The organism is Tychonema sp. LEGE 07196 (assembly GCF_963890365.1).
Classification (GTDB): Bacteria; Cyanobacteriota; Cyanobacteriia; order Cyanobacteriales; family Microcoleaceae; genus Microcoleus.
Genome location: NZ_CAWPRX010000122.1, coordinates 23,184 through 47,317, shown reverse-complemented (window position 1 = coordinate 47,317; position 24,134 = coordinate 23,184). Strand labels below are relative to the sequence as shown.

19 protein-coding genes and 1 pseudogene are annotated in these 24,134 nt (G+C 46.3%); 13 read left to right on the top strand and 7 right to left on the bottom strand.

What is annotated here, in order from left to right; genetic code table 11:
* Positions 1-91: 91 nt before the first annotated feature.
* From grxC to AACV78_RS14880, 6 genes and pseudogenes are all read left to right on the top strand, one after another.
* Complete coding sequence (gene grxC / locus AACV78_RS14905) at positions 92-352, top strand: glutaredoxin 3 (RefSeq protein ID WP_194011375.1); 261 nt, start codon at positions 92-94, stop codon at positions 350-352.
* Positions 353-411: 59 nt separating this feature from the next.
* Complete coding sequence (gshB, locus tag AACV78_RS14900; RefSeq protein WP_194011376.1) at positions 412-1,371, top strand: glutathione synthase; 960 nt, start codon at positions 412-414, stop codon at positions 1,369-1,371.
* A 302-nt stretch (positions 1,372-1,673) separates the two neighbouring features.
* On the top strand, positions 1,674-2,813 hold the full coding sequence (locus tag AACV78_RS14895) for a Gfo/Idh/MocA family protein (protein WP_194011377.1): 1,140 nt from the start codon (positions 1,674-1,676) through the stop codon (positions 2,811-2,813).
* Positions 2,814-2,915: 102 nt separating this feature from the next.
* Positions 2,916-4,754 carry a CHAT domain-containing protein gene (locus AACV78_RS14890; RefSeq protein WP_194011378.1) on the top strand — a complete coding sequence of 613 codons (1,839 nt, stop codon included), beginning with the start codon at positions 2,916-2,918 and terminating at the stop codon, positions 4,752-4,754.
* 159 nt (positions 4,755-4,913) lie between these two features.
* Positions 4,914-5,495: a hypothetical protein gene (locus tag AACV78_RS14885; RefSeq protein ID WP_194011379.1), complete on the top strand. Its 582-nt coding sequence runs from the start codon at positions 4,914-4,916 to the stop codon at positions 5,493-5,495.
* 719 nt (positions 5,496-6,214) lie between these two features.
* Positions 6,215-6,454: pseudogene (locus AACV78_RS14880) on the top strand (IS1 family transposase); the annotation flags it as partial.
* A 226-nt stretch (positions 6,455-6,680) separates the two neighbouring features.
* Here the strand turns inward: AACV78_RS14880 and AACV78_RS14875 are convergent.
* Positions 6,681-8,447: a hypothetical protein gene (locus AACV78_RS14875; RefSeq protein WP_194074306.1), complete on the bottom strand. Its 1,767-nt coding sequence runs from the start codon at positions 8,445-8,447 to the stop codon at positions 6,681-6,683.
* A 76-nt stretch (positions 8,448-8,523) separates the two neighbouring features.
* On the opposite strand from AACV78_RS14875, the gene AACV78_RS14870 reads away from it, so the two are divergent.
* Positions 8,524-8,832: a hypothetical protein gene (locus AACV78_RS14870; protein ID WP_194009868.1), complete on the top strand. Its 309-nt coding sequence runs from the start codon at positions 8,524-8,526 to the stop codon at positions 8,830-8,832.
* Between the two features lie 80 nt (positions 8,833-8,912).
* On the opposite strand, the gene AACV78_RS14865 is transcribed toward AACV78_RS14870, so the two are convergent.
* A complete protein-coding gene (locus AACV78_RS14865) occupies positions 8,913-9,392 on the bottom strand; it encodes an NUDIX domain-containing protein (RefSeq protein WP_194009867.1) in 480 nt (159 codons plus the stop codon).
* Positions 9,393-10,097: 705 nt separating this feature from the next.
* Positions 10,098-12,059, bottom strand: coding sequence for a cation:proton antiporter (locus tag AACV78_RS14860; RefSeq protein WP_194009866.1), 1,962 nt, complete (start codon positions 12,057-12,059; stop codon positions 10,098-10,100).
* 958 nt (positions 12,060-13,017) lie between these two features.
* On the opposite strand from AACV78_RS14860, the gene AACV78_RS14855 reads away from it, so the two are divergent.
* The 3 genes from AACV78_RS14855 (at position 13,018) to AACV78_RS14845 (ending at position 16,190) form a co-directional block, all read left to right on the top strand.
* Positions 13,018-13,512, top strand: coding sequence for a DUF427 domain-containing protein (locus AACV78_RS14855; protein WP_194009873.1), 495 nt, complete (start codon positions 13,018-13,020; stop codon positions 13,510-13,512).
* A gap of 609 nt (positions 13,513-14,121) precedes the next feature.
* On the top strand, positions 14,122-15,240 hold the full coding sequence (locus tag AACV78_RS14850; RefSeq protein ID WP_339383651.1) for a GGDEF domain-containing protein: 1,119 nt from the start codon (positions 14,122-14,124) through the stop codon (positions 15,238-15,240).
* 29 nt (positions 15,241-15,269) lie between these two features.
* The gene (locus AACV78_RS14845; RefSeq protein WP_194009865.1) at positions 15,270-16,190 is read left to right on the top strand and encodes a hypothetical protein; all 921 of its coding nucleotides are present in this window, start codon (positions 15,270-15,272) and stop codon (positions 16,188-16,190) included.
* 115 nt (positions 16,191-16,305) lie between these two features.
* Here the strand turns inward: AACV78_RS14845 and AACV78_RS14840 are convergent, their stop codons facing one another.
* A complete protein-coding gene (locus AACV78_RS14840; protein ID WP_228042268.1) occupies positions 16,306-17,271 on the bottom strand; it encodes a methyltransferase domain-containing protein in 966 nt (321 codons plus the stop codon).
* Positions 17,268-17,591, bottom strand: a complete 324-nt coding sequence (locus tag AACV78_RS14835; protein ID WP_194009874.1) for a hypothetical protein — start codon at positions 17,589-17,591, stop codon at positions 17,268-17,270. The genes AACV78_RS14840 and AACV78_RS14835 overlap by 4 nt, the downstream gene beginning before the upstream one ends.
* Positions 17,592-17,944: 353 nt before the next feature.
* On the opposite strand from AACV78_RS14835, the gene trxB reads away from it, so the two are divergent.
* Positions 17,945-19,315 carry a thioredoxin-disulfide reductase gene (gene trxB, locus AACV78_RS14830; protein WP_194009864.1) on the top strand — a complete coding sequence of 457 codons (1,371 nt, stop codon included), beginning with the start codon at positions 17,945-17,947 and terminating at the stop codon, positions 19,313-19,315.
* 416 nt (positions 19,316-19,731) lie between these two features.
* Here trxB and AACV78_RS14825 read toward each other — a convergent pair whose 3' ends face one another.
* Positions 19,732-19,914, bottom strand: a complete 183-nt coding sequence (locus tag AACV78_RS14825; RefSeq protein WP_194009863.1) for a hypothetical protein — start codon at positions 19,912-19,914, stop codon at positions 19,732-19,734.
* Here AACV78_RS14825 and AACV78_RS14820 point away from each other — a divergent pair.
* Both AACV78_RS14820 and AACV78_RS14815 read left to right on the top strand, forming a co-directional pair.
* Positions 19,906-20,790, top strand: a complete 885-nt coding sequence (locus tag AACV78_RS14820; protein ID WP_194009862.1) for an ABC transporter permease — start codon at positions 19,906-19,908, stop codon at positions 20,788-20,790. The two genes, AACV78_RS14825 and AACV78_RS14820, sit on opposite strands and share 9 nt — an antisense overlap.
* A 999-nt stretch (positions 20,791-21,789) precedes the next feature.
* A complete protein-coding gene (locus AACV78_RS14815; RefSeq protein WP_194009861.1) occupies positions 21,790-22,506 on the top strand; it encodes a potassium channel family protein in 717 nt (238 codons plus the stop codon).
* Here AACV78_RS14815 and AACV78_RS14810 read toward each other — a convergent pair.
* On the bottom strand, positions 22,463-24,082 hold the full coding sequence (locus AACV78_RS14810; RefSeq protein WP_339383650.1) for a cation:proton antiporter: 1,620 nt from the start codon (positions 24,080-24,082) through the stop codon (positions 22,463-22,465). The two genes, AACV78_RS14815 and AACV78_RS14810, sit on opposite strands and share 44 nt — an antisense overlap.
* Between the last annotated feature and the right edge of the window lie 52 nt (positions 24,083-24,134).

Below are 24,134 nucleotides of genomic sequence, written 5' to 3'. Positions count from 1 at the left end.
ATTACAGGTCGCTGGCTACAACTATATAAAAATAAAAATAAGATTGGTTAAGATTACAATAAAAAAAATATTGTTATTGTTTGAGCGCCCGATGACCCCTAAAGTAGAAATTTACACTTGGAGAACCTGCCCGTTTTGCATTCGGGCCAAAGCACTGCTGAAGCGAAAAGGGGTAGATTTTACAGAGTACGCGATCGATGGAGATGCAGCAGCACGGGACAAAATGAGCGATCGAGCCAAGGGAGGCCGCACCCTGCCCCAAATCTTCATTAACGACCAACACATAGGCGGCTGCGACGAACTCCACGCACTCGATGCTCGCGGCCAACTCGACCCGCTGCTGGCAAAATAAACATTAGTCCATCGCTTACCAAATTTTCCTCAAACCAATTCATAAGTGCCAACTGAACAATGAAATTTGCATTCATCATCGATTCCCTCGCGCGACTAATTCCAGGACACGATACCAGCGTAGCGCTGATGGAAGCCGCTCAAGAGTTGGGTCACGAAGTTTGGGCGACTCAAGCCAACGAATTAAGCGTCATCGACGGCAAAACCTGGGCTACCCTCAACCGGGTAGCCCTAACCCCTGTAAAAATCGTAGAGGGACGCTGGGAAGCAGCTCAGGTGTGGTACGAAGTAGAACAGCCTACTTTCGGGCCTCTCGAAGCAATGGACGCAGTATTTATGCGGACAGACCCCCCTGTCAATATTCCTTACCTTTACGCTACTTACCTTCTAGACGGCATCGATCCCGCTAAAACTTTGGTAGTTAACAGCCCCAAAGGATTGCGCGCAGCCAATGAAAAAATGTATGCTTTGCAATTTGAGAACTCGATCCCCGAAACAATTGTTTCTCAAAATAAGAGGGTAATTAGGCAATTTGTTGAGAAAAAAGGAGCGGCAGTTCTTAAACCATTAGGTGGGAAAGCTGGCGAAGGGATTTTGTTATTGGAAGCGGGCGATCGCAATCTCAACTCCCTAGTCGAAATCAGCACTCAACAAGGGCAAATCCCAGTGATGATTCAGACATATCTGCCCGCAGCAAAAGACGGAGATAAACGAATCATCCTCTTAAACGGCAAGCCCATCGGCGCTGTCAACCGCATTCCCACCGGCAACGAATTTCGCGGCAACATGGCCGTCGGCGGCCGAGTCGCACAAACAGAAATTACCGATCGCGAACATCAAATTTGCGCTGAGTTAGCACCGGTACTGCAACGGGACGGACTGTACTTTGTTGGCATTGATATCATTGGCGGTTATCTCACCGAAGTTAATGTCACCAGCCCTACAGGGATCAGAGAAATTGACTTGCTTGACGGTGTTAGTTTGGGCAAACAAGTAATTGAATGGGTGGTTAGTCAGTAGTCAGTGGTCAGTGGTCAGTAGTTATTAGTTATTAGTTATTGGTTATTGGTTATTGGTTATTGGTTATTGGTTATTGGTTATTGGTTATTGGTTATTGATTATTGGTTATTGGTTATTGGTTGCAGCTAATAACAACTAACAACTAACAACTAACAACTAACAACTAACAACTAACAACTAACAACAGTTAACAGTTAACAGTCAACAGTCAACAGCCAACAGTCAACAGTCAACAGTCAACAGCCAACAGCCAACAGTTAACAGTCAACAGTCAACAGTCAACAGTCAACAATTATTAAATCATGTCAAAAATTGGCGTTGCAATAGTCGGTACAGGTTTCGGTCAAAAAGTACACCTTCCCGGATTCCAGGCACACCACCGGACAGAGGTTGTGGCTGTTTACCACCGGAATTTAGACAAAGCTCAGGCGATCGCCAGCACCCACAACATCCCCTATGCTTGTAACTCGATCGCAGATATAGCAGCCATCCCAGAAGTAGCGGGAGTCAGCATTTCCACCCCGCCATTTTTGCATTTTGAAATGGCAAAAACCGTCTTGCAAGCAGGCAAACATTTATTATTAGAAAAACCTACAGCCCTCACAGCTTATGAAGCCAGGGAACTTTACCGATTAACAAACAGCGAATCTCAAACTAATGTTAACAACAGTGGTTCGAGAGCAATTGCCACAATGGACTTTGAGTTTCGCTTCATCCCCGCATGGCAAATGCTAGCAGAATTATTAGCAGCAGGATATGTAGGAGAAAACCGTTTAATTAAGATTGATTGGTTGGTGTCTGGGCGCGCTGATGCTGCTCGCCCTTGGAATTGGTACGCGCAAAAAGAGCTAGGTGGCGGAGTTTTGGGGGCGACAGGTTCCCACGTTTTTGATTATCTTAGCTGGCTGTTCGGGCCCGTGCAGAGGCTTTCTGGGCAATTGATTACAGGAATTTCGGCGCGACCAGATCCGAAGGATTCGGGAAATTTAAAACCTGTTGATGCTGATGATTCTTGCACGTTGATGTTGGAATTGGCCGGGGGAATGCCTTGTCAAGTTTGTTTGAGTTCCGTTACTTATCAAGGGCGGGGACATTGGGTCGAAATTTACGGGAGTAAGGGTACTTTGGTATTGGGAAGCGACAATCAGCAGGATTACGTCCACGGATTTCGTTTGTGGGGTTCCCAAGCTGGAGAACCTTTAGCTGAAATTAAGATTCCTCAAAGATGGGAGTTTCCTCAAGTTTATCCAGACGGGAGAATTGCACCGTTTATTCGAGTAGTGGATAGGTGGGTAGAAGCAATAGATGCGGGGAAATCTTTGATACCGTCGCTCAAAGAAGGAGTTTACTCGCAGTTGTTGATGGATTTGACTCAGGAGTCAAATGCTACGGGAACTTGGGTGGATGTACCGAATTTAGATAAATTTTTGGGCAGTAAGTAAAATTAAAAACTCACAAAGTAATCTCTCCCACTCGATCGCGCCCCAAACCCGATAAACTACGATATAGATAAACTCGATCACCCTTATATCCAGAGTTGTAAGATGGCGCGCCCTGAAAGTCCTTGCCTCAGTATAGCGATCGCTCGCCTGAGAACCGCTGGGGCAAACCATTTTGCCACTTGGGTTCTACAAGCTCCCTATCCCAGCGGGTACGTTCACCACGACTGTATGTGGCCCCATACCCTATCCCAATCCTGGAAAGCTTGGCAGGAAATGTTTTCCCCCTCCGGGACAATTCACGAATTGCCCTTACATCCTGATGGCAGTTTCGTCTCGCCGGAAAACAACCAGAATATACTTGCAGAAACTGAAAAACGAACTCCTAAGTCGCTACAACTACCTCCACCGCTCCCCTCTGTGTCGCTTCAGCTCGGTCAAGGGGGGTGGGGCGACAGGGGCGAGCCGAACCTGCAGCAGCCACCTGCAAGCTACAGCAGCCGCCTGATGCAGCATTTGGGGATCGATCTTTGGCGGTGGCTGTTTGAAGGGCCGATTCAGGGCAGTCTGCAGGAAAGTAAAGGTATCGCGATCGGGCAAAATCTACCCCTGCGGGTTCGCATAGATTTGCGCGAACCCTATTTAATTGCTTTGCCTTGGGAAATTATGCAGCCTCAAGCCGGTCAACCGGCAATTTCTCTGTCGCAGCAATTGCTGTTCAGCCGCACTACCAGCAATGTCGAGCCTTTGCCGCCCCTGCGTCCTGCCGAGTCGCTGAACATTTTGCTAGTTTTGGGACAAGCAGAACCAGGCCGCGGTGCTAATTCTGAATTTTCTACGAGCAATAACCGTCATTTGCAGTTGGAAGCTGAAGCACTCGCCCTCGCTGGGGTTCTCGAAAGTGCTTTTCAAACCGACGACAGCGACAAATATTTCGATATCAGCGTTCCGACTCGCGTTGATACTTTGATCGAACCTACTCCGGCCGAACTAATTTCTCGGCTGGAAACGCAAGCTTATAACATTCTGTTCTACTCGGGCCACGGGATACCGGGGCCTGACGGCGGCTTGCTGTTTTTGGCGCCGGACACGACGATGAACGGTACTGAACTGGCTCAGGTTTTAGTTCGGTGTCGCGTGACTCTGGCGGTGTTTAATGCCTGTTGGGGAGCTCAGCCGGCGGTGGAGAGGCTGCACTCCAATAACGGCCAGCAACAGGCGATCGCCCGCAGCAGTTTGGCTGAGGTACTGATCCATCACGGGGTGCCGGCGGTGTTGGGGATGCGGGACTCGATCGCCGATCGCGAGGCCCTAAGTTTTATCCAAACTTTTGCTCGAGCTTTGGCCGGGCGGATGTCGGTCGATCGGGCCGTCGCCGTCGCCAGACAGCAGCTACTGACGCTTTACAAGTTCAATCAACCGGCTTGGACGCTTCCCGTGCTGTATATGCACCCAGAGTTTGACGGTGAACTGACTGAGCCGGTAGATGACCTGAAAACGGAATTGCCTTTAAATTCTTCTACTTGGCTGGGACGTTTGCCGTCTTGTGCTTACTTGCGGGGGCGCGATCGACCAAATGTCAAATCCACCGAATCAACCAATCAGGTTTGGCAGATTTGCGCCGGGATGGTTCGAGTCGGACGCTGGGAAGAAAACGACGTAGTGATTCGAGAACAGTGGGTTTCTCAGAAACACGCCGAGATTTTCTGCCGCAACAGCATCAGAGATAGCCGGGAAGAACCTAGCTACTTTTTGCGCGATTTTTCTCGTTACGGGACTTTAGTTTTAGGGGGCCAGGGATGGGTGAGAGTTCACCACCAAGAACTGCTGTTGCAATCGGGTACTCAGCTAAAATTTGGCAGTTCTCAAGGTCAGATTTTTGAGTTTACTATTGAGGTTCCAAAAAGTTCGGGCTACAGTGAGACTGATTGCGGAACCAATTAAGGTGCGGGTGTAGTTAATGAATGCGATCGAAACAGCAAACTTCTGAGCGTTAAGTCTCAAGTCTGAAGTTAAAAGAGTTACTCACCGCAGGCCGCTCGCAACTATCACTTAGTAGAATCCACTTTCTGTACTTTCCTTGAAGCACTTAGGTATTACATCATGGCTACCCAATCTCCCGATTCTCAATATTTTCGCGACTCGCTTTCTCAGGCCGAAATGGAACTGCTCGCCACAATTGTTCAGACTGATGTTGCTTATCCCTGGAATCCGGCACAGCTTGAATCAGAATCTTATTTGGCAGATTTAGAGCAGGAATTTTCACTGTCTGACTCTTTCAGCGACAGCGATATTGCCCTGAAGTCGGGAGTTTTATTCGCGCAATTAGAACAAGTTTGGCTTTCTAGCGCCCTGCAAAAGTCTTTGGGCGATAAATTTGCTGGCGTTCCTGAAGATTTTTTGACCCGCATCGCTCAAAGCGTCCAAAATGCAACTGTGAAGTATCAATCTTTAGCTGACCAAATGGTAGAGTGCGTGTTAAATATTTTGCCTCAGTGGGCTGAGGAAGATTTGCAGGTGTTGGCGCGTCCTTTGGCTTATGCCATGCGAGAGGGTGATTCGTCCGGGGTGGAAGCGGCTGTGGAGACTAAAAGACCTTGGGCGCAATTGTCGGAAATAGAACAGGCGAGAGTTGGTTTGACTGTCGCCCGCTATGCAATTTCGCAATTAGAAATTTCTGATTAGTTTTTTCACGGTTGGGTTTTTATGCTGCGATCGCGATAATTTTTCAAATTAATATAAAATTAATCTACCTTGAGTTAGATGTTAAATGTGTCTAGTTGTTAAAACATCTGGATTGCTATAGTTTGATATAGCAATCCTATTCGATTTTTAGACTTGATTAGAACTGACACACGGGCGGTCAGAAACTTGGTTTTTTTTTTACGAAAAATCTGCGTTTTTAGCTACAAATGGCGTAAAAACCGGTCTTCTGGATTGGCAGTGTAAACTGTATATAGCGGTTCTCACAAAAGTGAGAACCGCTATATCTCTGGCTGGGATTGTGAGGGCGACTGCGGTTTCGGAACGGTGGTTGCAATACTATATGTTTATAAAAAACTAGGAACTGTAAAAAGACAAGTAGAAGTGAAATCAAAAAAAAAGGGGGAGCTAACAATTCAATGTGATGAAATGTTGTCATTTGTAGATAATGAGGATAATCAACAGTAGATTGGGCCGGCCATTAATGCCTCAACATTCATAAATTGTAGGAGCATATATTGGCAAAAAAGATCGAGCGGGCGCTCAAGGATTATGGGATTCTTTGTCACCAGTTTATGGTCAATGTGCCGTAGCTTATACCATTTTTCTTTCATATGTGCTATAGATGAACTCTTAGCCCCCCCGAAATCGCGGGGGGGGTTGGGGGGGTAATATCTAACGCTACTTTATGAAATTGGTATTATACAGAATTTTGGAATGCCTAGGTCAGTTTTTTTCTCAGAAAAGATACAAGAAAGTAGGAAATGAGACTAATCTGACAAACCATATAGAAAGATTTAATAATACGATGAGACAAAAAATATCTCGATTGGTGAGAAAAAATATTTCATTCTCTAAAAAACTATCCAATCATATTGGCAGCTCTTTGGCATTTTATTCATGAGTATAACACCAGTTTATGTATCCATGAAAATCCTTAATTTTCCTTGCTATGCAAGATTACCTTTATGCGAATGGCAACGTTTTGAAACTGTACAAAAATGGGATATCACGATTATCCCATTTTAACTGGTATTTTATTTTTCCGCGAGTACCTTAGCATCCAAAGTAAGGAAGAACAATTATTTTTAGTCGATTCTATTGCAACTCATAACATCGGGAAGTGCTGTAATTCCCAATTACCGATTCCCAATTAGTCACGAACAATTAATTTTCGGTAGGAGGAGAAGGCGACACTTCGGCGGGAGCAGGCGCAGCTTCTGGCGACGGCGACGGAGCAGGTTTCGGCGACGCTTCGGCGGGAGAAGGCGCAGCCTCTGGCGACGGCGAGGCTTCGGCGGGAGAAGGCGCAGCTTCTGGCGACGGCGAGGCTTCGGCGGGAGCAGGCGCAGCTTCCGGTGAGGGAGCAGCTTCCGGTGAGGGAGTAGGAGCAGGAGACGGCGACACTTCGGCGGGAGAAGGCGCAGGTTGAGGCGACGGAGCAGGTTGTGGCGACGGCGACACTTCGCCGGATGGTTTCGGTTGAGGCGAGGGCGACGGTTTGGTGGCGGGCGCAGGTGCCGGCGGCGACTGTTTGGCACCCGGCTGCGGTTTGTTTTCGCCGGCGGGCGGCTTCTCAAACTGGGGTTTGACTTCCGCAGGTGCTGGGGATGGCTGGCTTGTCGGACTCGGTTGTGTCGGCGCTAGGGCTGGCGGCTGCTGGCCTGTTGGTCGGGGACTGGCTGGGGCGGTGGATGGCGTTAGAGGAATGCCGCGGCAAATTTTTTCGTCGTATTTAAACGCCACAGCTACCTGGTAAAGCTTGTGCGTGCTGGATGCTGGAAAGGTCAGAGCTGGGTTGATAATCGCAGTTTTAGCCGTGTTGTCTAGAATACTGTAACCCGTGGGGACGATCGCCTGTGGCTCGGCTTTAAGCAAACCTTGAGGGCTGACAACTGCTCCAAAAACTGCGACTCCTTCGAGTTTTTGCGAGCAAGCAGCAGCAGGATAAGCCACATCCACAGGAGTAGGCCCGGTCATTTCCAAGTCGGGATAAGCTTTTTTGAATTTCTCAAACAAAGCAACATAGGTATTTGCAGCAGCAAGCTGTGTCTCTCTGTCGGGGGGCAAGTTTGAACCGGGAACTCCCTGCTGTTCTAGCTGTTGCTGTCCCTGGTCAAATTGTTGCCTCCTGAGCCTTTCTTCGGGAGTTTCTGCAATCAGATTCCTTTTATTCGGATCTTTTTGAGTCAATTTTGGCCCTCCCTCAATTCCCGAATTCCTGCCGGCAATTGGAAATTCCGGCGTGAAGACTGGAGCTCCGTCTGGAAATAGCGGCAGTCCGCCTCTACTAGCTATGATTTTTTTGAGCGTTTCTGCTTCGTCTTCCGAAGGCCCGCCGGGAAGCTGGGGCGTTTCTGTCAGCGATGGTGGCGGTGGGATATTGCGATCGAAATTACCGGGCAATGGTGGAAAAATTACACTGCCCGGAGGCAGTGGCGGCAGGATGGTAGGTGTTGTGGGGGAGGGGATTTTGAGAGTTGGGGCTGGAGTTTTGGGAAGCGGCGGGTCTGTTGGGGCTGTTGGGGCTGTTAAGGGGCCGAGAGAGGGAGGGAGAGGGGAAAAGAACCCTGGAGGGGGCATTCCCGGAGGCATGGCGGGCAAGTTAATGCTTGGAGGTGCGGGGGGTAAAGGCGGGGCTAACTTGGGCGTGAGGGGAACAGGAACAGGGGCGACGAGCGAAAACGGTGTATTGGAGGGCTTTGGTGGTATAGTTTGTGGCAAGCGCCCCGCTTGGGCCGGAGTTAATTGTACGAAGCCGACGGAACCGGGGATATTTTTGTTTGAGGAATTTCCACCATTCATTAAGTTTGAAATCGTCGGGGCACCTACTCCGAGGATTCCGTGAAAGCCGACAGAGGCTAGGGCTGCCCACCAAAAAGGCTGGCGCACCGGTTCAGAAAGGGTGTTGGCTAGGGACGAAGAGTCTGTCATGACCATAGGGAATAAGTAATTGGTAACTGGTAATTTGGGAATTGATAATTTGGAATAGGAGGTTAATAGTTATTAGTTGATATTTTTTTATTTTTACCGATTTAAAAGCGGTTGTTCTGGAATTCAAAGGTATAATTTTAGCACGGTCGGCATTGAAATTGCCCGATCGACTTTGATGACGATTCCGCCGTTTTTAGGCAGGAGGCTGAATGCTGTACCGGGTTTCTCAGTTATTGCTGAGAATCGTATTCGGGGCATCAGGCCATCTGGCGGATTCATAGAACTATTGCTGCTGGAGGTGATGGCACAGACTGCGCTGTTGTCATACCCCTGCTGTGGGCTGAACCAATTAAATACGATCGCTCGCACAGATCGATCGGCGTAACCGAATTGGAAACGCCATCACAAAAACTCACAACTCAAAATTCGGGGCTGTAGCTGGAATCTCAAAACTACTCCCTCGATTCACCAGCGATAGCGGTAAGTTTTAAAAGGAGCTCCCTCAATGCTCAGCAAGTCGATCGGATAAATAGGAGCCCCGCTTGCCAGATACTGAAACATCTCCCGAACTTCCTCTCCCCGCAGCGACAACTGGTCTAATTCTTTGAGAGAATACCAACCAGCACACAAAGTATACTCGTCCGGCTTGCTCTTGGGCGGTGTTTTATCTTCAGGACGAGCCACAAAAATGACTCGGAGGCGCACGTTCCCCCTAGGCATCACCGTATGCTCTACCCTGAGAATTCCTTCCACGATCACAGAAATGCCCGCTTCTTGGACGGTATTGCGAACAGCAGCATCGAGCAAAGTCTCCCCTTTTTCCACCCGCCCTGCTGGGAGATACCACTGTCGATCGTACTTGCGCTCTTGTACCAGTAGAAAACGGTCTTCTAAGTGAACGACAACTAGGGTAAAATACAATGTTGGAATCGGCTCGCGAGCCATAGAAGTAGATATTCCCCAAGCAAAAAGTTTAACCAGCGACAGGTGTTAGCCATCCAAAGAGTGCTTTTTCAAGCGTTTGTGAACTTGAAAAACATATCGTAGCATCCCTGGCCACCAATCCAATCATCTTAAATATCAAATCCTACCACCCCCGCGCCACCAACCGCCAATCTCAAATCTAGAATCGATGAGCCACCAATCCTAAAATCTAAAATCTAAAACTTGTTCGATCGCGAAGTCGAAAAATCTAAAATCGATCGTGCCATTGCCAACTGTGATTTTGCCTGAATATTTTGCTGCTGCTTCGGACTAGCGGGAATTAGAAAAATTTCTAGTCGATCGAGGTTTTTCAACTGTAACAGTACCTCTGAGCAAGCGAGATTGGTTGCCGACTTTTGGCGGGCGGTAGATAGTGCCCATTTTGTGGCCTATCGATCGCGCGGGAACATCTGGTATTTGGAATTTATAGTGCGAGTTCGCGACAGCTCGCACTACAATCAAAAAAATGCTTTTTGCAAAACACCAGATGCTCCCGATCGCGCGGTTAAACAAATATTACAGCAATACGGCTGCCAACAGATATATCTCATCGATGAAACTTCGCGTACAAGTCACAAACCATCTTTAAAAGTATCTGCGTTAATCAGTGTTTATCTGCCTCACATTTGCGGTTGTTCTATCGATCGAAGTCTCAGGTTAATACCCCTAACGGGAAACTGGCGGCGGTGGCAAAATTTCAGCCTCTTTGACTATTTCTGCTTCTTTCAAAACAGGCTCTAAAACCGGATCGGGAATCGGCACTTCCTCGACTACCTGATGCTTTTCTAAAGTTAAGCGAGACTGCGACCCACCAGACAATCTTTTTAGCAATTTCGGTGTTGGATCGTGCAGTAAATAAATAATTCGATCGCCCGCTTCCCAAATTTGGGCGGCAGACACTACTTGCAAGTATCCCTGTCTTTCCACTAGCAGCGGCGCTAATTCCCCGCCTTGCACCAAAGCTTCCAAGTGAGCAATCTGAAACTTCAATCCCTCGCTTCTTAACTCGGTTTCTCCCAATTTTACTTCGCTGTTGTTCAAATATTCATTCCAATCCTTCAGCGGCAAATCGGAGACAAAAGCTTGATTGATTTTATTCTGATTTGCGGGCATATTTGCCTGCGGATCTTTGGGAAACATTGCCAAAACTCTCGGCGGTGCAAATTCCTCGGCTGCTCGTTGAGCTAACACTAAGTTTACTTCACCGTTGTTAGTCATGGCCAAAAAAGTTCCCATCGAATCAAGTCCAGCTTCTTCTAAAATGCTGTGATCCAGAGCACTGCTTAAAAACACTCGCAAACCTGCTTTTTCTGCTTGTTCGCAAGCTTCCGGGTCAGTGTCGATAATGGCGACAGATTCTCCGCGTTCTTGAAACAAGCGAGCAATTAATCTGCTCAAAGGATTTGATCCCACAATCACGGCACCGGTAGCTGATTTTAAGGTGATGTCCAAAATTTTAGCGATCGGGCCTGCAGTCAATCCCTGTAAAAAAACTGTGATAATGATTGTGAGGAAAACTAAGGCTTTAATTGAGTCGCCGCCGGTGACTCCTCGCTGGGTGAGCAAAATTGCAAATAAAGAGGCGATTGAAGCGGAAATAATTCCCCTCGGCGCTACCCAACAAGCAAATAATTTTTGCCTCCAGTTTAGCCCGCTGTTGATGGTGCAAAGCCAAATGTTAATCGGTCTCACTATCCACATTAAAGCTAAAACTGTAAACACACTCCCCCAACCGAGGGCGACCACACTTTCGAGGGATAAATCAGCCGCCAGCAGCACGAAAAGTACGGATATAGAGAGGACTGTGAGCTGACCTTTAAACCTCCTCAGCAGCCTTTCTTCCGGCACTGAAGCGGCTCTGATCACTATGCCCGATAGTACGGTCGCCATCAGTCCCGATTCACTGGTGATTTGTTCTGAAATCGCGAATAATCCCCACAAACCGGCTAAAACTACTAAATTTTTGAGGTCTTCTGACAGGAATTTCGCTCGTTTGAGAATGAGGCCTAGCAGCCAACCTCCGGTAACTCCGATAACTGTGCCAACACCAAGCCGCACCATTAAATCTCTGAACAAAATCAGCAAGTCGGTATTGCCGTTTAAAACCACGTTCAGTACCAATACTGCCAGAATTGCCCCAACGGGATCGACTAAAACACCTTCGCCTTCTAGCAAGGCGGCGACTTTTTTGTCAACGGATACTTGTTTGAGCAAAGGGCCGATGACTGTCGGGCCTGTGACGACTACTAGAGAAGCATACAGAAAGGCGATCGGCCAGGGAAATTCCCCCAGCCAGTGCGCGGCCATTCCGCCACCAATTAGCGTAATCAAAGTGCCGAAAGTAACTAAATTGCGGATGCTTCCAGAAACTTTGCCCAAGTCTCGCAATTCTAAATTCAAGCCGCCTTCAAACAGAATTAAGGCTACGCAAAGGGATACCATAACTTCCAAGCCGTTTCCCAACAGACTGGGATGCAGGATTCCCAAGCAATCCGGGCCTGCTAAAATGCCGAACAGCAGCAAAAATACGATCGCCGGAACTTTCAGATAAGCGGCCAGAACTTGAGCGCTGATGCCACAGGTGACGGTCATGACTATCAACAGGGTGATGTTAAAGGAGATTTCCATAGATCTAATTATGACAGGCTGCCCTATCCGTTTTCAAAGTGCGATCGGGGGTTATGTGATTACAGGCGCTAGATTTGGCGTTCCTACAAACTCGGCACGACCCTATATTTTTGCTAATAAGATTAAAAAACCTTAATATTGGCTATAACTTTATCAGATAATTCTCTTAGCGTCAAAGATGCCAGTAGCTCCTTCTGAAAGTAGATTCCCAAAGGCTGAAAGTTGAAGGCTTTTAGGCTCAATGGCTAAAATTAGGTTATAATTCGGCAAATATTTGATAATTCCTGAGAATTACTAATTACCAATCTGTACCTCGCACAAATAAGATTGATTGGTATAGCAGTTCTAGCAAAAAATGAGGCATCCAGCCAGCCATTCCTCAATCCCTCAATCCCTCAATCCCTCAATCCCCCAATCTAAAATCTAAAACTTGTACGATCGCGACTTGTGAGCCAGCGTCTTGTCCTTAGCGTAGTCGAAGGAAGCCGAAGCAAGCCGAAGTATCTAAAATCGACTGACTTCTCAACTGCTAAAAAAAAGGGTATAGTTAAGAATTGGGTGCTCTGAAAAAATGGTCGGCTCTCTACTTTTTTAACAAGTGAAAAATATATATCAGTTAAATCTGATAATGGGACAGCAGGCTTGAGTTGCCAACATTTGATTGATGGATGAACCGCAAATTTTAAGCCGATTAACAGTGATGGACGCAGATATTTTTGTGTCGCAGCTAATCTAAAGTTTTGTCTTTGTCGGCGAAACTGCGATCGAGTTTACTGAAATTTATATAATCACAAATTAGTGTTTTGAGGTAAAGCATTTGTCCGCAATTTTTGAGTAAAGCATCCTAAAACAGAGGTAAAAACTTGACTTTGGCGTCAAATTAAGGCACTATTTGGACTAGGACTAGCTTGATAACGCTCAGTCCCTAATTATTTTTTTTGCAGGGGAGATGGTGCAAGTGAACTTCGATCGCATAGAACCTGGCATTGGTCAAGAGTCTGTTTGGGATTACCCTCGTCCCCCTCGCCTTGAGGAATTGACCAAACACGTACAGATTATTTTTAATGAAGTGACGATCGCCGACACGCGACATCCTCAGCGGGTGTTGGAGACAAGTCACCCTCCAGTCTACTATATCTCCCCCGAGGACATCCAAATGCAATATTTGCACAAAACTTCACGGGGCTCGTGGTGCGAGTGGAAGGGACAAGCAGGTTATTACACTGTGACGGTGGGAGAAAAGGAAGTAGTAAATGCTGCTTGGTTTTATCCCGAACCCAATCAGATTTTTGCAGCTATTAAAGATTATGTGGCTTTTTATCCTAGCAAGATGGATGCCTGTTATGTGGACGGAGAATTAGTGCAAGCTCAACCAGGAGATTTTTACGGCGGTTGGATTACTAAAGATATTGTCGGCCCGTTTAAGGGAGGAATGGGAACTTGGGGTTGGTGAGGGAATTAGTTTTGAGTTTGGGCATTGGCCCGCGCAGGGCATTGGGCATATCTCACCACGCTTGAGAACCGCTATAGTGGTGCCAACAACCTAGTTTTTGCAAAAAAAATCGGTTGAAAGCCTTCTCATTGTCAGACGAAAGAAACAATTAATTGGGTGCATCTGGTGTTTTGTATTTGTAGTGCGAGGGGAGGCTCACACTGTAAAAAAAATCCTTTTTGCAAAAATTGAGATGCTCCCCAATTAATTTCCCTCGCAGGCAATTTTAAAAGCGATCGACTATCGGGTAGCTGTCCTTTCGTCAACCCGAAGACTTGGTTGGGCTGCGCTATTCTAAAAATTCGCTGGCTGAAGTCGCCCTCAACTGTCAACTCTTGAAAAGTATGGGGGTTAATATTCTCCAGTGAAAATTCACATTTAAATACGATCCATAATTTAACTGTTATACAATTACATGAATATCAATTAATGAATCAATAGACTCCTGAGATAAGCGACCTTTTTTTATTGTAATTCACAATACAACCAGTTATAGTATATTAAGTTAATCTCGAAAAAATGTTGAGAGTAGATTTGTTGCTGCTGTATAGTTGATTTTGGATATGCGCTGTGTTTGCTAAATTTATCACGCCACCTCTAGAACCCGAAAAACTACCTAAAAATTTATCTTTAGAGTCTACTCTTAAAGATCTGGCTGTATTTAATGTTCAGGTTCAACATTCATGTATTGCCAAAGATGTAGCTCGGTTGTTTCAGTCTCACCCGCTGCTTCCGGGAGTTATCTTGACCGTAAATGGCGAATTTTTAGGGATGATATCTCGCCGGCGATTTATGGAACGCATGAGTCGTCCTTACGGAGTAGATATATTTGCTTGCCGACCGATTGCGGCTTTGTATCAAATAGCTAAAACCGATATTTTGATTTTACCAGGAGTCGCCCTAATTGTCATGGCAGCTCAGCGAGCAGTGCAGCGACAGCCGGAACAACTTTACGAACCGATTGTCGTGCAGTTAGAACCTCAAGTTTACCGACTGTTAGACGTGCATCAAGTGTTAATAGCTTTATCTCAAATCCACCAACAAGCTACTTGGTATATTAGCGAACTTTATTATAATTTATCTGTCACGCAATCGGAGTTAGAAGCAGCAAATTCTCAATTAACAGCAGCTAATTTGGAATTATATCGCCTTGCAAATTCAGATGGTTTAACTCAGGTTGCTAACCGACGATGTTTTAATGAATACTTAGAGAAAAAATGGCAAGATTTAGGAGAAGAAGCAGCAGAAATATCTTTAATTTTATGCGATATTGACTTTTTTAAGAAATACAACGATACTTACGGACATCAGGCGGGAGATGCTTGTTTGCAACAGGTAGCCAAAACTATTGTTGAGGCGGTAAAATTCTCAGGGGGGGAAGTTTTGCGGGAGACGCTGGTGGCCCGTTACGGAGGTGAAGAATTTGCGATCATTTTGCCTCGAACTTCATCCGAAATGGCTGTCACGATTGCAGAGCAAATTCGAGTCAGGGTGAAAAAACTTGAAATTAAAAATATTAAATCGCCCAACTCTGCTTGTGTTACACTAAGTTTGGGAGTGGCGAGTACGGTGCCTCAACTGGAAATTTCTCAAAAAGATTTGATTGAGGCTGCAGATCGTTCGCTTTATGAAGCTAAAGACGGAGGGCGCGATCGAGTAATTTTAGGTAATATCAAATTAGATAAGTAGAAGAGGTTGAGTTCAGGAACTTTTGGCTTATGGAATTGCAGGAATGGCAAAACTTGAGCGACGAAAAAAAAAATCGCTACTCACAGGAATTAGCAGCACATCTGCCACAGTCAGTAATTTTTAAAGGTTTGCGATTTTACCCTGATGGTGGCAGCGAACTCTCTATTGCCATTTTCGAGTATGGAGGAGCTTTATTTTCTCTGATGCCAGGGGGTGAGGTTCAAATTGGATGCGAAGTCGGCAACTTTCGCCCGACAGACGAGCAAATTGAATCATTTCAAGATACTGCCGAGGTGTATGAGATCGATCGAGATATATACTCTTACGTCCAAAGCGTCACTACACCTCCTCGAAAGGTGACATTTTCGCCGATGCTTGTAGAAATTAAACCAACAAAAATCGGTCTTGAGGCAATTAGTTCGGAGTCACTTAAAATCCAGAATTTATTAAAAGAGTTTCCAGACAGGCAGAGGATGATATGTAACGATATATACGGATTCGATCGTGCTGAGGATGGCTCGATTGAGGCTTGGCAAATTACGAGCAAAACGCATGAAGAACTCGCGACTGAATTGGCGACTGAAGGACTGCGCTTGCTAACTTTCGACGAATGGGAGTATGCTTGCGGTGCCGGAAGTACCACTCTATTTCGCTGGGGAGACTTAAATCCTAGCGATTGCTACCCAACTGACAAGGCAGCCGACTGGAAACTCCACTTGCAGCCCAACCTTTTCGGACTCCACATCGCTCAAAATCCTTACGATGGCGAGGTAATTAGCGACAAACATACAGTCCGAGGCGGAGACGGCGGATGCTCCATTTGCGGTGGACTTGGCTCTTTTTTTGGTTGGTTGCCACTAGCAACTGCCTACTGGGAACCCGATGCACTTGAGTGGTTGGATGAAGACATTAGGGGAAACCTCATGCGCCGCATAATTCCATTACCCTAACGCTGATTCTGGCTTTTTCTTCCCTATTCTTCCTTCGTGTCCTTCGCGTCTTCGCGGTTCAATCATACTAATTCTTCCTGCCCAAAAGTAGATATTTGCAACCGATCGTCCCAGTCTACAAAGTCTCGCACCAAGCACGCTCAGCCGTCCAGTGCCTGTCCGAAGATTCATAAATCCTCGCACCCTCCAATCCCGCAGTTTCCATCATTGTCTGTATTTCAGCCAGAGTAAAAGCCGCGTGCAGCGAATCGCTGAATAACTGTTTTTGATGCGAGTTGCAATCTCCCGCATACATCTCAACTAAATTATCCCTGATTGCTTCATCTTCAGGCCTGAACAAATCCCGCAAAAATATTGCTCCATTCGGTTTTAAGACTCGCCTAACTTCGCGCAAAAACGGCAGCGGATCTGGCAAATGGTGGATAATGCTGTTAGAAATCACCATATCAAAATAATTGTCAGGGTAAGGCATTGCCTTAGCATCAATTAATTCGAGACTAATTTGCGATCGCACATTCGCCTCAGACACATTTTCCAGTCCTAATTTCAGCATATTTGGCGACATATCGATGCAAGTCAACTCCCAAGCAGGGCGGATTCGAGCAATGGCGATCGGGATTCTCGCCGTACCAGTCCCAGCATCTAAGATTTTCCCAGACATCGGCCCTAATTCGATCGCACTTTTAGCAAAAGCCGCATTCACCTCAGTAAAATCCATCGAGTCATACTCAACAGCTTCTTCCCAAGAATCCATAACCTCCGGCTCTAGAACGCGCTGCATAAAATTTGTCCTGCTGTCTGACATTTCCAGATACAGACTTAGTTTAGCCTGCAAAATCTCGACCAACTGCGGTTCCATATACTCGTAATTATCGGCGATTTGCAGACAAATAACTTTTTTGCCTTTAAGACTTGCGGGAAACTTGCTAGCAAGTCGCTCGCCGTGCTTCTTCTCCATCACAAATATCAAATCCGCCCAACCCAGCAAACCCTCAGTCACTCTAATTCTCGCACCTTTTTCCGTTCCAGCCGATCGCACACTCAAGCCGCCAACATTCTCGCATATCTTCTGTGCAGTCAAACTTCTCCACTTATTCCGGCTGCAAACAAACAATATCTTGGTATTATCCACAAATTTAAAAAGCAAAATTCCATCTTATAGCGGCTCGATCGCGTTGTGAGGTATGCCCTGCGCGGGCCAATGCCCGTAGCCCAATGCCCGTAGTCTAATGCCCAATAAGCGACACCTAACCTTTCTGATAAATGCTGCATCTGCGGTGAAAAATCCTCATCCAAATTCCCCCCACCGCACCTTCCATACCACAAAAACTGTAATTTGTCAAATTCGCCTAAATTTCCGTTACAATTCTTAAAATATAAAATGCGTATTTTGCATAGCAAAGTTGTATGAATTGCATTAGTTGAACTCGTTTATTCTACGACTTTAAAAGGTTTCAGCGTCCAAGTACAAAAAATAGTCATAGCACCCCTTGAGTATCGGAATTGTATGATAGCTCAAACGGCGCAAATTCGTCAAGTAAATGAGAATGGAATCAATAGTCGAGGGGGCCTATTTTTGGGGTTTTTCCAAGATTGATTGAACATTTAAAACAAGATTAGTTTTTTTATTATTTTTACTTATCAAACAGCCTTGAGTTGTGCCGATCGCCCTCATCGCCCTCAAAAATAGAAATACGCTCGCTCTCTGCTAAAATAGAGTTAAACGAAGTCGTTATGAGTTTGAATAAATAACTGTGACCAACGAAACTGTAGAAAACCTAGTAATTATCGGCTCAGGCCCAGCAGGCTACACCGCAGCCATCTACGCCGGGAGAGCCAACCTCAAACCCGTAGTCTTTGAAGGCTACCAAACCGGAGGCATTCCCGGCGGTCAACTGATGACCACCACAGAAGTCGAAAACTTCCCCGGCTTTCCCGAAGGCATCACCGGGCCGCAACTGATGGATCGGATGAAAGCTCAAGCAGTGCGCTGGGGTGCTCAATTATACACAGAAGATGTAATTTCTGTTGATTTAACGAATCGTCCGTTTACAGTGCGATCGGAAGACCGAGAAATCAAAACCCACACCATAGTAATCGCTACAGGCGCAACAGCAAAAAGGTTGGGTCTGCCTAGCGAAAACGTATTTTGGAGCCACGGCATTTCTGCCTGTGCGATTTGTGACGGCGCTACCCCAATTTTTAAAGGAGTGGATTTAGCAGTCATCGGCGCGGGCGATACCGCAGCGGAAGAATCTATTTATTTGACAAAATACGGCTCCCACGTACATATGCTGGTGCGGCGCGATCGGATGCGCGCCAGCAAAGCCATGCAAGACCGAGTGCTGAGCAATCCCAAAATCACCGTGCACTGGAACACCGAAGCTGTGGATGTTTTGGGAGTGCCGGGGAGCAAAATGGATGGGTTGAAAATTAGAAATATCGAGACTGGCGCTGAAACAGATTTGCAGGTGAAGGGATTGTTTTACGCGATCGGTCACACTCCCAACACTCAACTGTTCCAAGGTCAGCTAGAACTCGACGAAGTAGGTTACATCGCCACCAAACACGGCACGGTAGAAACCAGCGTCGAGGGAGTTTACGCCGTGGGCGACGTGCAAGACCACGAGTTTCGCCAAGCCATTACTGCAGCAGGCAGCGGCTGCATGGGGGCGATGCTGGCAGAGCGTTGGCTCTCGGTCAATGCTTTAACCCAGGAATTTCATCAAACCGAGGAATCCGAGCAGCCAGCCTCTGCGCCGGAAGCTCCAAAAGTCCGCAAAACCGATGAGAATTTTGATATCGAAGACACGCGCCACGAAGGAGGTTATGCTTTGCGGAAGTTGTTCCACGATAGCGATCGACTAATTGTGGTCAAATACTCCGCTCCGACTTGCGGCCCTTGTCACAGTCTCAAGCCGATTTTGAGCAAAGTAGTAGATGAGTTCGATGGCAAAATTCACTATGTGGAAATCGACATTGAAGAAGATCCAGAAATTGCTGAAAATGCTGGCGTGACTGGTACGCCGACGATTCAGTATTTCAAAGACAAAGAATTGGTAGTCGAACTCAAAGGAGTTAAGCCGAAAAGTCAGTACCGCGAGCTAATTGCCAGTAATTTGTAGGACTTATACCATTTTTGTAAAGATGTGCTATGGATGAAGTCTTAGCCCCCCCGAAATCGCGGGGGGGGGTTGGGGGGCGGTAATATCTAGCGCTACTTTATGAAATTGATATTACTCGCGGGTTGCCAGAAACCGGGTTTTTCACGAAAATACCTGTTGTAGCTCAATAACCCATAAAAAAACCCGGTTTCTTGAGTCGCAGCGGGTAGTTAGTATTCGGCGACTAAGGGAGAGAATTTTTGAGGCGTTGCGGGTTTTTTAGCCTAGGTGCTACTAAAATCGAAAAGTCTCATATTTGTCGATCGCAATTATGGCAACCGTGCCCGACACTTAGAAAATTCTTAATTGCTAAAACCCTTTCATCCCTCGAACTGATGACGTTGTACGGAAAGCTCGGAGGCGACAGCAAAACATGACTAATGACTGATGACTAATGACTTCTTCCCTCGGACTTCTTCCGACGGACTTACATCCGTTACATCCGTTACATCCCGTACATTGCTCGTTGCCGAACTTCCCTCGGACTTCTTCCCTCGGACTTCTTCCCTCGGACTTCTTCCCTCTTCCCTCTTCCCTCTTCCCTCATAAATATGACTCAAAGCCGCCTCCGACTGCCGCGATTGCTCAATGTTGCCTCACCGTCAAGCCTGTCAATGAAAATGATGTGGGCGGGTTTGACAATAACTGCCGTGTTTGTACTGGTAGCCACTTTGTCTCCGGCCATGCAAGCTTGGGGATGGCTGCAAAATCCTACCGATGCTTTGATTAATCCGATTCACGAACCGCCGTCAGCGAATTATTGGTTTGGTACCAGCCGCAGCGGCTACGATGTTTTTTCCCGCACGCTGTTTGCTTCTCGCGCTGCTTGGCAAGTGGTGATTTTAGCCACAAGTTTGAGCTTGTTTATCGGCGTACCGCTAGGTTTGCTTAGCGGTTACTTGGGCGGTAAGCTCGATCGAGCGCTGTTATTTTTAATGGATACAATTTATACTTTGCCGGGGCTGCTGCTGTCCTTGACACTGGCGTTTGTAGTAGGAAGAGGAGTATTCAACGCTGCGATCGCCCTGAGCATTTCCTACATCCCTCAATACTACCGCGTAGTCAGGAATCACACCGCCAGCATCAAAACCGAATTATTTGTCGAAGCCGCCCGAGCAATGGGTGCAGACACTCAGACAGTGCTTTCGCGCTACCTCTTCCTAAACGTGATTCAAAGCGTACCCGTGCTGTTTGCCCTTAACGCCGCCGACGCCATTTTAACATTAGGAGGTTTAGGATTTCTCGGCTTAGGACTTCCCGAACAAACCCCAGAATGGGGACACGACTTGCGTTTAGCCTTGGATGCGTTACCTACAGGCATTTGGTGGACAGCATTATTTCCCGGTTTGGCAATGACTTTAATGGTAATCGGACTATCTTTAGTAGGAGAAGGATTGAACGAATTTGTTAACCCTCGGCTGCGAAATCAACAATAATTTGTCTCGCGGTTAAATTAATTGACCGTCAGGAATTTAATTTTTTCTTCTTCTCTTTTCTTCCTTCGCGCTCTTTGCGTCTTCGCGGTTCGTTAAATAAGTATTATTTAACGTTCTGGCGAATCAGAATCAGGTGAATTACTAGCCAGTTAATTACTAATTATCCAATCACCCAATCTAAAACCGCCATACACAATCTATATTAGCCACAGCTTAGGAATGAAAATTTAATAACTTAAGCAATTGCTCGTTACCAGGAAGATTCTGGTAAGAAATATAGGCGAGGCTCTGCCTCCTTTGATATCGCAACTTACAGCATAGATGACTGTAGGAGGTGCTTAAGTTATTAAGTTTTCGAGCCTTACCTCACTCACTGGAAAATTGCTATATCGTCAAATTTCTGTCACTAATCCAAACTTTGGGAGTGGTGACGGAATAGTTTTTATGTCAATTCCGGTTGCACTTCTTATGATTGTTGACTGTTGACTCGATTTTATTATTCCGATGCAACTGGAAACGATATTACCTACAAAAGATACTAATCAGTTGGAAAGGATACTGACAAAATTAACTATATATAGTCATATAATACTATAACATTAACAATAAGTTTTTGACAAAAATCATAAATTATTTTGAAAAACATCGGCGTTCAAATACCGTCAATTTATCCATCAAAACATTATCAAATAAGTCAAAAATTTCGCTAAATAATAAAAAATATTTCATTATATCTATTCCATTTGCAACCTCGCCGATCGTGAAAAATATCGGCGTTTATCTGTGTTTATCTATATTACATCTGCGGTTTGTATATCGATCCCCTGACTTAAGCAAGACATCTCTACTTCCTACAAACGATCGACTCTAACTTGAGCAAAGTGAAGTAGGTAGTCGTGTCCCAAGTGAAAGGGGTAAAATTTGCCTGCAGTGACTTGCACCATTGAGAAGCTTATAGTGCTAAATCGGTAGTGTTCATTTTGAGGGCGATAGTTACTTATGTATGTATTAATTGGTGGAGCAGGAATGATGGGGCTGGATTTAGCCCAGCAGTTATTAAAACTCGGTCACACAGTTGCGATCGTCGATACCGACCCCCTTGCGTGTCGCTTTGCCCGTGAAAAAATTGGGGTGATGGCATTTGAGGGCAGCGCAGTCAGTACAACGGTTCTCATCGAAGCGGGAATCAAACAAGCAAACGCAGTCGTTACAGCCCTCAGAGATGATGCCTTGAATTTAGCCTTGATCACACTGTCTAGAAGCTATGGCATTTCCCATATTGTGGTGCGAATGCGCGATCGCGAATTTTTGGAAGCCTATCGCCTCGCTCAAGCCAGCCACATTATCAGCACCACTGATTTAGCAGTCGCAACAATGGCAAATGCGATCGAATACCCGGAAATTGAGTCGATGATGCACTTTGAGCAAGGACAACTGGAAGTGCTGAAGCTACCCGTTCCAGGCGATTGTTATGTGGCAGGTCGCACCCTGGCCCAAATTGCTCAAGACCCAGACTTTCCAACAGGTTCGCTGATCATTGGTTATCAATGCCATGCCTGCGCCAATTTAGAGATTCCAAACGGCAACACCGTTTTGGAAGCAGGTTCTACGATCTTGGTTGTTACCCGTCCTGAGCTAGTTCACCCCATGATTGATTATTTGGGCCTTCGCGCTAGTCATCTTCCAATTTTAGAAGTTTCTCATCCAAATCTTTGATGTAGGGATCAACCAGGTTTTCGGGAACGATGCGCTTCCGCAGCGCATCGCTAACAGCCCCCTTTTCCGCTAAAAGCAATCGCCGTCGAATAGTATCTAACCCAGCCCGATCGCCCTTTGTGTGACTTGCTCGATGTTGATTGTAGAATTCGCGCAGCACACGCTCGGACTGCGCCACCCGTGCCTGATAGGATGCCCATAGCTCTTCGTAGACTGCCTTGGGCAATACGCCTGATTTCAGCAAACTATCTAGCTCGTCTTGAGCGGCCTTGCAAGCAATCAACTGAATCTGTAACTGTCCAGCTTCCTGCATGACATCAGAAACACGGCTAATTTTCAGCCGTTTGACAAGCCAAGGTAAACTTAATCCCTGCCCAACCAGAGAGAACAGAACGGCACCGAAAACTAGCGCAATAATGTTATCCCGTCCTGGTACAGTCAGCGGAATACTTACAGCCAATGCCATTGAAAGAGAGCCTTTAATGTTTCCTAAAAACAAAATATGCTGCCAGCGTAGGGGAATCGGACGATCGAACCACCGCAGACCAGCTAACAACGGATAGACCGAAAGAATTCGTCCCAGTTGATAGGCTAGGATGACGAACATAATAGATGGCAAAATGCTCCACAAAGTGCCTGGGTTAATTTCGATGCCGATCAGGAGAAAAATAAAAGTGTTGACACTAAACCCCGCATATTCCCAGAAACTCAATAACGTGATTCGATCCGAGGCAGACGAACTGCGAGGAAGTCCAAGGTTGCCAAAAATCAGTCCGGCAATGACCACAGCCACCGCACCCGACACTCCCAAAAATTGCGCGACTTGGAAGGTTCCTAATGCTAGAGCGACGGTTAGTAAGAGACTACTCAATCGATCGTTTAAACGAACAAATATCGGTAAGCTCAAGTAACCGAAGATGAAACCCACGAGCCCCCCACCCAAAGCGACTAGGAGTAGTTCCTTCAGGCCTTGCACAGCGGTGAGAGATCCTGTAGAATAAATGACCAAAACCAAATTGAATGAAATCAGAGCAGCCGCATCGTTGAACAGGGTTTCTCCTTCGACAATGGTGGATAATCTCGAAGGCACACGGATCTCCTTAAAAACCGCGATCATTGAGACAGTATCAGTGTTTGCTAAAATGACTCCGATCAGCAATGCGGGAATCCAGTCTAGGCCCAGTCCAAATTTAACCAGAACAGCGATAATTGCCGAGGAAAAGATTGAGCCTGGACCCGCTAGAAGTGCGATCGCTTTAAAGGTGCTGCGGAGACGGCTGATATCCGTATTGATTGCCGCTTCAAAAATAAGAATGGGCAAAAAAAGATTCAACACCAAAGAAGGGTCTAAACCAATTCGACGCGACAAGAGTTCTGTAATTGGCAAACCTGCTAGCACTAAACCCGTAACATAGGGAATTCGCAGTCGCTGAGCGATCAGGGCAACCGCTGTTGCAATCATCAGCAGAATGATTAGAATAATGACTAATTCAGGAATGCTCCCTGCCGTTTGGCTATCTGTTGTAGCAGGATTGTTGCCCAAGGGGGTCTGTTGCGCTATAATCCACTCCATCATTGAGACTCCTCCAATAAACTCGCTTGCCTCACAGAAATTGAGAGCTTAGCTA